This is a genomic window from Bacillota bacterium (assembly GCA_040757085.1).
In the GTDB taxonomy this organism is placed as follows: domain Bacteria; phylum Bacillota; class Sulfobacillia; order JACIYH01; family JACIYH01; genus JACIYH01.
This window is the reverse complement of the sequence record JBFLXJ010000022.1, coordinates 37929-45440: the sequence shown is the minus strand read 5'-3', so window position 1 is coordinate 45440 and position 7512 is coordinate 37929. Positions and strand designations below refer to the sequence as shown.

General features: G+C 66.6%; 9 protein-coding genes. 2 read left to right on the top strand and 7 right to left on the bottom strand.

Annotated features, from left to right (window positions below):
* Nucleotides 1-137: 137 nt before the first annotated feature.
* From AB1446_07675 to AB1446_07665, 3 genes are read right to left on the bottom strand one after another with little or no spacing between them, the layout of a single operon-like run.
* Complete coding sequence (locus AB1446_07675; protein MEW6546779.1) at nucleotides 138-1010, bottom strand: ABC transporter permease subunit; 873 nt, start codon at nucleotides 1008-1010, stop codon at nucleotides 138-140.
* Nucleotides 1001-1879 (bottom strand): ABC transporter ATP-binding protein, encoded by an 879-nt coding sequence (locus tag AB1446_07670; GenBank protein MEW6546778.1) that lies wholly within the window; start codon nucleotides 1877-1879, stop codon nucleotides 1001-1003. Before AB1446_07670 ends, AB1446_07675 begins: the two co-directional genes overlap by 10 nt.
* Nucleotides 1876-2331, bottom strand: coding sequence for a GntR family transcriptional regulator (locus tag AB1446_07665; protein MEW6546777.1), 456 nt, complete (start codon nucleotides 2329-2331; stop codon nucleotides 1876-1878). The genes AB1446_07670 and AB1446_07665 overlap by 4 nt, the downstream gene beginning before the upstream one ends.
* Nucleotides 2332-2552: 221 nt before the next feature.
* Here AB1446_07665 and AB1446_07660 point away from each other — a divergent pair, with 221 nt between their 5' ends.
* Together AB1446_07660 and AB1446_07655 are read left to right on the top strand one after the other, a co-directional pair.
* The gene (locus AB1446_07660) at nucleotides 2553-3494 is read left to right on the top strand and encodes an ABC transporter ATP-binding protein (GenBank protein MEW6546776.1); all 942 of its coding nucleotides are present in this window, start codon (nucleotides 2553-2555) and stop codon (nucleotides 3492-3494) included.
* Nucleotides 3491-4219: an ABC transporter permease subunit gene (locus AB1446_07655; protein MEW6546775.1), complete on the top strand. Its 729-nt coding sequence runs from the start codon at nucleotides 3491-3493 to the stop codon at nucleotides 4217-4219. The genes AB1446_07660 and AB1446_07655 overlap by 4 nt, the downstream gene beginning before the upstream one ends.
* A 30-nt stretch (nucleotides 4220-4249) precedes the next feature.
* Here the strand turns inward: AB1446_07655 and thiE are convergent, their stop codons facing one another.
* From thiE to AB1446_07635, 4 genes are all read right to left on the bottom strand, one after another.
* A complete protein-coding gene (gene thiE, locus AB1446_07650; protein MEW6546774.1) occupies nucleotides 4250-4882 on the bottom strand; it encodes a thiamine phosphate synthase in 633 nt (210 codons plus the stop codon).
* A gap of 106 nt (nucleotides 4883-4988) precedes the next feature.
* On the bottom strand, nucleotides 4989-5855 hold the full coding sequence (thiD, locus tag AB1446_07645; GenBank protein ID MEW6546773.1) for a bifunctional hydroxymethylpyrimidine kinase/phosphomethylpyrimidine kinase: 867 nt from the start codon (nucleotides 5853-5855) through the stop codon (nucleotides 4989-4991).
* A gap of 33 nt (nucleotides 5856-5888) precedes the next feature.
* On the bottom strand, nucleotides 5889-7136 hold the full coding sequence (locus AB1446_07640) for an amidohydrolase family protein (protein ID MEW6546772.1): 1248 nt from the start codon (nucleotides 7134-7136) through the stop codon (nucleotides 5889-5891).
* Nucleotides 7021-7494 (bottom strand): hypothetical protein, encoded by a 474-nt coding sequence (locus AB1446_07635; protein MEW6546771.1) that lies wholly within the window; start codon nucleotides 7492-7494, stop codon nucleotides 7021-7023. Before AB1446_07635 ends, AB1446_07640 begins: the two co-directional genes overlap by 116 nt.
* Between the last annotated feature and the right edge of the window lie 18 nt (nucleotides 7495-7512).

Genomic DNA, 7512 nt, shown 5'->3' with positions numbered 1-7512 from the left:
ACTCAGTCGTCTCCGCTCAAACCCCAGTCCTCGCAGAAAGGGGTTAACCCACTTGAGTACAAGTACCTTTCATTCTGAGGCAACGATCCGTGGTACAAGTACTTTTTATTCTGAGGCAACATGCACCCCGCCCCCCATCAGAGGTCGCGGCGTGCCACCAGGACCGCTCCTGCCCAAAGCAGGAGAAACGCGAGTCCGAGGAGCACCAGCAGCGAGAGCCAGGGAAACCCCTGCCCCATCGCAATGGGAAACCCCTTCATGTGCCAGAATATGGATAGCCGGTAGGATGACCGGAACCATCCGGGCACCGCCAGCACCAGGCAGGCCACGGTCGCAGCGATGCCCGCCTTCACCACGTCCTCGGTGAACGCCGAAGCCAGCATGGCCACGGCCAGCACCACCAGAGCCCCCGCCCAGGCCGTCGGCATTCCCAGGAGGAAAGTGCCGAAGGCACGCTGGCCACCGAGCCAGGGGGAACTCGCCCACACGGCGAGCGTGGGGACCACGGTGCACGCAGCAAGGACCGCGGCACCGGCAACGACCTTGGCCGTGATCACCTGCCGCCTGGTCACCGGCAGGGTGAGCAGGAAAGGCAGGGTCCCCCGGCTGCGTTCCCCGGCCACCGCGCCCGCACCCAGGATCAGCGCGATCACCGTCAGGTTCTGATAGAGGTTCTTGGCGTACCAGTTCGCCCACAGGTACACCCGGTAGTCCGCCAGCTGCTGGCGGAAGAGTTCGCCCAGGTCACCGGGCAGCATTCCCAGGGAAGGTGCCATCCGAGCCATGAACCGATAAAAATAGGGAAGTGACAGGCCGAACACGAGGGTCACGGCCAGGCCCACCCACAGGACCCACCTGACCTGCCTGAGTTCCTTCCCCACAAGAACAGAGAGCTTGCCCACAATGCCCACCTCCCGCGCCACCGCGCGACGCCGCCAGGCCCCCTGCCACCTGGCGACCCGCCGCACGGCCCGCCAGCCGCACAGTGTGCCTCTGCCACCTACTCGCAATACTCCTCGAACACCTGATCCAGAGTCAGGTCGATCACCTCCAGGGCAAACAGGGGCACGGTGCGCAGCCGTTCCAACACCGCCGGCACACCCCCGGTCACGGTGAGCAGGAAGGCTGCCCCCTCCTTTTGCACACGCCTCACTCCGGGAATTTCGGCCAGCCAGGCAGGCGGCTGGTTCTGGAACACCACGCGCACCTTTTTCTCCCCCATCTTGACCTCATCCATGGGCTTCTGGAGCACCAGGCAGCCATTCCTGATGATGGCCAGGGTGTCGGCCACCCGCTCCACATCTTCCAGCAGGTCCGAGGAGAGAAACACCGTCTGGCCAGCAGCCGTGGCCTCGGCCAGTACCGTCTGGAGAAAATGTTTGCGGGCCACCGGATCCAGGCCCGCGGTGGGCTCATCCAGCACGAGCAGGTCGGGGCGCGCCCCCAGGGCCAGCACCAGGGCAAGCTGACCCTTCATCCCGCGGGAAAACCTGCCCACCTTCCGGTTACGGGGCAACCGGAAGAAATCCAAGTAGCGGTCGACCAGCCCCTGATCCCACCTGGGGTACAGCCGGCTGCAGAAGGCGGCCAGATCCCCTGCCGTCATGTAAGAGTACAGGCCGGGGATCTCGGGGACGTAACCCACACGCGCCAGCACATCGGGCTGCGGTCGACCCTCCCGGCCCAGCACGGCAAACCTGCCCCCATCCGGGCGCAGGAGCCCCAGGAGTAGCTTGATGGTGGTGGTCTTGCCCGCACCGTTGGGCCCCAGGAATCCGAAGATGCTCCCCCGGGGCACCCGGAGGTCGATGCCGTCAACCGCCACGGTGTCACCGAATCGCTTCCGCAAGCCTTCCGTCCACAGGGCGTATTCGGTCACGCGCCGTCACCTCCTGGCTGCTTGCCGGCGAGGCCTTCTGCCTGACGCCCATCCCCGGGCACCTCCCGCGGGGGCCGCTGTGCCGTCAGCTCCATCTCTACCAGGCGACGCAACTCCTCATCCCCCAGCCCCAGGCAGCGAGATTCCTCCACCAGCCTGCGGACGAGCTGGGCAACCCGCCTCTTCTGTTCCTGACGCGCCTGATCTGCAGCCTCGGGGGCCACAAAAGTCCCCCGTCCCCGCTGGGTGACCACTACCCCCAGGCGCTCGAGTTCCTGGTAGGCGCGCGCCACCGTATTGGGGTTGAGGGTGAGCTGGACCGACAGTTCCCGCACCGAGGGCAACTGGTCCCCAGCAGTCAAGGCGCCGTAAGCGACTGCCTTCTTGACCTCTTCGACCAGTTGCAGGTAGATGGGTACGGGGCTGTGGGGGTCGATCTTCAACCAGACCACGGCTCATCTCCCAAAAGTCAGGCAGTGTACTAGTACATTAACACTACCGCCGCCCCCCGTCAACAGGGACCGGGAACTATCCGGGCAACCCGTCGGGGGCACAATCCCAGTATGTGGTGGGACAGCATGCCGACCCCCGTTGACAGACAGGAACAACCCGGGTACATTGGTGTACGGGTGTAGTAGTACACCAACGTCGTCGGTAGGAAATAGGCCGGGAGGTGGACGCGCTGATTCGAACGGAAGGTCTGGGCAAGCGATACGGGGACACGGTGGCGGTGGACGGGTTGACGCTGGAGGCGCGTCCCGGAGAGATCCTCGGGCTGTTAGGCCCCAACGGGGCGGGCAAGACCACCACCATCCGCATGCTGGCCTGCCTGATCTCCCCGAGTTCGGGGCAGGCCTGGGTGGCTGGGCATCGGGTCGGGGAACGGGATGGAGAGATCCGCCGGCGCACCGGTATAGTGACCGAGTCCCCCGGCCTTTACGAAACCCTCAGCGCTTATCGCAACCTGGAATTCTATGCCACCCTTTACGGTGTCGACGGCCAGCGGCAGCGCGAGCAGATCAGGCGTTACCTCACCATGCTGGGGCTGTGGGAGGAGCGCAACGCCCCGGTGGCAACGTTCTCCAAAGGCATGAAGCAGAAGGTGTCAATCTGCCGGGCCCTCATCCACGAACCGGCAGTGCTGTTCCTGGACGAGCCCACGACCGGGCTGGACCCGGAGGCGGCCAGGACGGTGCGCGATTTCATCGCCGATCTGCGGGAAGAGGGGCGGACCATCCTGTTGTGCACCCACAACCTGGACGAGGCCGACCGCATGTGCGACCGCATCGCCGTGCTGCGCCAGCGCCTCCTGGCCCTGGACACCCCGGCCAACCTCCGCGAGCGGCTGTTCGGTCGCCGGGTGACGGTCACCCTTGCCTCGGACGACGGTGGAGGAGCAGCCCTGGCGGCGCGCATCGCCGCGGGCCTGTCGTTCGTGCGGGACGTCAAGCAGGAACGTGCCGCGATCTCGGTCGCCCTCCGGGATCCCGACGCGCACACGCCCGACCTGGTGAAAGCCCTGGTGCAGGGGGGATGCCGCATCCGCTCGGTGACGGAGCAGGCTCACTCCCTGGAAGAGGTGTACCTGACCCTGGTGCAGGAGGAAATGCGATGAGAATCCGGGCCATAATACGCAAGGAATGGGAAGAGGCACTCCGTAACAAGCTGCTGCTTTACACCTCGTTTACCCCGCCGCTGGCGTTCGTCGCCATCATGGTGGTGGCGCTCAGACAGATGATGCGTGCCGGTCCCGACCAGGTTCCCCCTCAGGCCCTGGCCATGGTCTCGGCCCAGTTCACCCTGTTCCTGCTGATCATCCCCGTGATCCTGCCCACGGTGATGGCGTCTTATTCCATCATCGGGGAAAAGACGTCCCGCAGCCTGGAGCCGCTCCTGGCCACGCCCGTGACGGTGGGTGAAATCATGCTGGGCAAGGGGCTGGCCGCCACCATCCCCGCAGTGCTGGAAACCTGGGTCGCCTACCTGCTCACCGTAGCGCTGACCCGGCTTCTCGTCGGACCCGCAGTGGCAGCGCTTCTGGTAAGCCCCGGGTTCTACCTGCCGGTTCTGCTCGTTGCCCCGCCCATGGCCGGCCTGGGCGTGCTGCTCATCATGATCGTGTCATCCCGTGTCAACGATCCTCGCGCCGCCCAGCAGATCGGCGCCCTGGTAATCCTGCCCCTGTTCGGCCTGTTCCTGGCCCAGATGTTCGGACGCCTGAGCATGTCCCCGCCCGTGGTCGGAGCCCTATTCTTGGGCCTGATGATCGCCAACTACCTGCTCCTCAAAGTGGCTGTGCCACTCTTTCAGCGGGAGACCATCCTCACCCGCTGGAAATGAGGGCCTGGCCGCGGGCAGAGGCAGCCGCGATCATGTGAGGGCCTGCCGCAGGGCAGACGCGGCGGCGGCCATATCGGGGGCAGCTACCACCGCCGAGATGACAGCGACCCCGGCCGCGCCCGCATTCACCACCTGGCGGGCGTTGTGCGCATTGACCCCGCCGATCCCCACCACGGGGATGCGCACGGCAGTGCAAATCCGGCGCAACCCCTCCGGCCCCATGACCGGGCCGGCGTCTGCCTTGCTGGCAGTAGCGAAGACCGGTCCCGCGCCCAGGTAATCGGCCCCTCCCCGCTGGGCCGCCACGGCCTCGGCAAGGGTGTCCACGGATATCCCGATGATCTTGCGCCGCCCCATGAGGCGCCGGGCTGCCTCCAGGGGAAGGTCCTCCTGCCCCAGGTGCACGCCATCGGCATCCACGGCCAGGGCCACGTCCACGCGGTCGTTGACTATGAACAGGAGGCCTAGCTGGCGCGTCAGCTTCCGAAGGGAAAGCCCGGTGAGGTATAGCTGCCGGCCCGTCAGTTCCTTGCCCCGCAACTGGATGGCCGTGGCACCACCGCGGGCAGCCTGCGAGACGATTTCCTCTTCGCTGCGCCCGCCTGCAAAGGTGCGATCGGCTATCACATATAGCAGCAGCCGTCTGCGCAAATCCCTGCCCACCGCGCCATACCTCCCCTTGCATGGGGGGCCGCCCGAATCGTTGGGGTATCATCCACGCACGCAGGTAGAAGCCCGGGCATGCCCCGCGTCTGGGGCGTGGTCAGTCTCAGGGGGCACCACCCTGGCGGGGGGCGCCGGCGTGGCCCGGAACCCCGGCCTGGCGGGGAACACCGGCCAGGTGGTGGACGGGGCCGATACCCCGTCCCACGGGAAAGGCAGCGGCTATGGCCCTGGTGATGAAGTCCTTGGCCGCCCGCAGGGCAGCCTCGGGGCCCAGGCCCCGCGCCAGGTAGGCGGCCACCGCGGCAGAGAAGGTGCAGCCGGTGCCGTGGGTGTGCGGCGTGGCGATGCGCTCCGCTTCCAGCATCCAGAAGCGCTGCCCGTCATAAACCAGATCGTCCGCCCGGCCCGGCAGGTGACCGCCTTTGACCACCACGTAACGGGGACCCAGTCTGTGGATGCGCCGGGCCACTTCCCGGACCGCTTCCTCCCGCTGCCCGGGATCGGCCACGGCACCCAAGAGATCCACGCCGGACAGGGCCGCCGCCTCGTGGGCATTGGGGGTGACGACGGTGGCGAGGGGTAGCAGCTTCTCCACCAGCGCCCGGTGAGCGTGTTCATCCAGCAGGGCGTGCCCGGATTTGGACCGCATCACCGGGTCGACCACCAGCTTGTCTACCCCATAACGCGAGAGGGTTTCCGCCACGGCGGTGACGATCTCGGCGGTGGCGAGCATGCCCGTCTTGGCGCCATCGGTGCCCAGGTCAGAAAGCACCGACTCCATCTGCATGACCACCATGTCGACAGGCAGCACGTGGACGCCCTGCACGCCCAGGGTGTTCTGGGCCGTCACAGCCGTGATCACGCTCATCCCGTAAGTACCCAGGACGCTAAAGGTCTTGAGGTCAGCCTGGATGCCGGCCCCGCCCCCCGAATCGGACCCCGCTATGGTGAGGACACGCGGCAACGCCACCACGCTCCCGCCTCCTTCATACAGCTAACGGCCTCAGGCACCTGCGGGCAGGCCTCGGTTGACCTGTACCGCACCGCCTTTCATAACGAGCAGGATGCGTCCCTTGTCCTGCAGGCAGGAGATATCCTGCAGAGGATTGCCATCGACCACAATCACGTCCGCCAGGCGGCCTGGTTCAAGTACGCCGGTCTCGAGCCCCAGTAGCTCCGCCCCCCGCGCGGTGGCGGCCACGATGGCCTGCATCGGGGTCATCCCTGCCCTGACCATGAGTTCCAGTTCCAGGGCATTTTCCCCGTGGTAGTTGAAGGGAGTGGCGGCGTCCGTCCCCATGGCGATCTTGACGCCTGCCTCCAGGGCCATGCGGAAGCTGCGGAAGTGGGCCTCCTGCATGCGCCGGGCCTTCTCGACCGCGTAGGGCGGTATGCCGGCCTCCGTCCCTCGCTCCACGATGTGATGGACGGCGGAGAGGGTGGGCACCAGGAAAACGCCGCGGGCCAGCATCATCTCGACGATCTCTTCCGTGAGGTAGCAGCCATGTTCGATGGAATCGATCCCGGCCAAAATGGCGTTCTTGATCCCCGTGCTGCCCTGGGCATGGGCGAGGGTCTTCTTACCCAGGTTGTGTGCTTCCTCGATGGCAGCGCGCATCTCCTCTATGGTCAGCCCCCGGCTGGTGGGCAGGTCCCCCTCCGACAGTACCCCGCCGGTGGCTAGCAGCTTGATGCAATCGGCGCCGTCCCGCAGGTGGGTGCGGGCGGCGCGGCGCGCCTCGTCCGGGGAATCCACCACCGACATCTCCCGTCCCCGGAACACGATCTCGGGGGGCCACCCGTTGGCGGGATCACCGTGACCGCCGGTGATGGAGAGGCCGGGCCCGCTCACCACCATGCGTGGCCCCGGCATCAGCCCCTCGTTGATGGCACGCTTCAGGCCCACATCGATCCCCCAGCCCGCCCCTGCATCCCGGATGGCGGTAATCCCGGCCTCCAGGGTGGCGCGGGCGTTTACCGCCGCCCGCAAGGTGGTATAGGGGATCGTATTCTTGATGGTGTCCACCCAGCTTGCTTCTCCGGAGCCGGTTATGTGCACGTGGCTGTCTACGAGGCCGGGCATCACCGTCCTGTCCCCGGCGTCATAGAGTACGCTGTCCGGGGGATAGGTCACCTCATCCGGCCTGCCCACCGCCACGATACGGTCGTCCTCGACCACCAGGACCCCCGGGGAGATGGGTTCGCGACCGCTCCCGTCGATGAGTAACCCGGCCCGGATCACCGTATGCACGCTCATGCCACTGCCTCCTCTCCCATTCGTCTTCCATCTCCAGGTCAGCCAGCCCCGCCCGGTGCTCGGCGTGGTGCCGCAACTCATGCCGGATCGTCCGCCGTAACTCCTCCACCACCTGGGGCCAGGGAGCATCGCGCAGCACTCGCCGGAACGAGCCGTAGTACAGCACGATCATGCGGCCCAGGCCGGGGTCAACCCGGTACTCCCCCAGGAGGTACACTCCAGGCGGATCATCCGGGCGACGACCCACCCCAGGCATCACAATTACCCCGCCGTTGAGACCTTCCAGCAGCTGGGGAGGGACCTCATCCAGCAACCGGGAGGCAACCCGGCGGAATCGACACAGCGACCACATGCTCGTCCGCCCCCACGC

Bases quoted from the DNA above. Each gene is read 5' to 3' on its own strand.
- AB1446_07655 (MEW6546775.1), top strand. From the start codon at position 3,491: ATGAGAATCCGGGCCATAATACGCAAGGAATGGGAAGAGGCACTCCGT.
- AB1446_07635 (MEW6546771.1), bottom strand. From the start codon at position 7,494: ATGTGGTCGCTGTGTCGATTCCGCCGGGTTGCCTCCCGGTTGCTGGAT.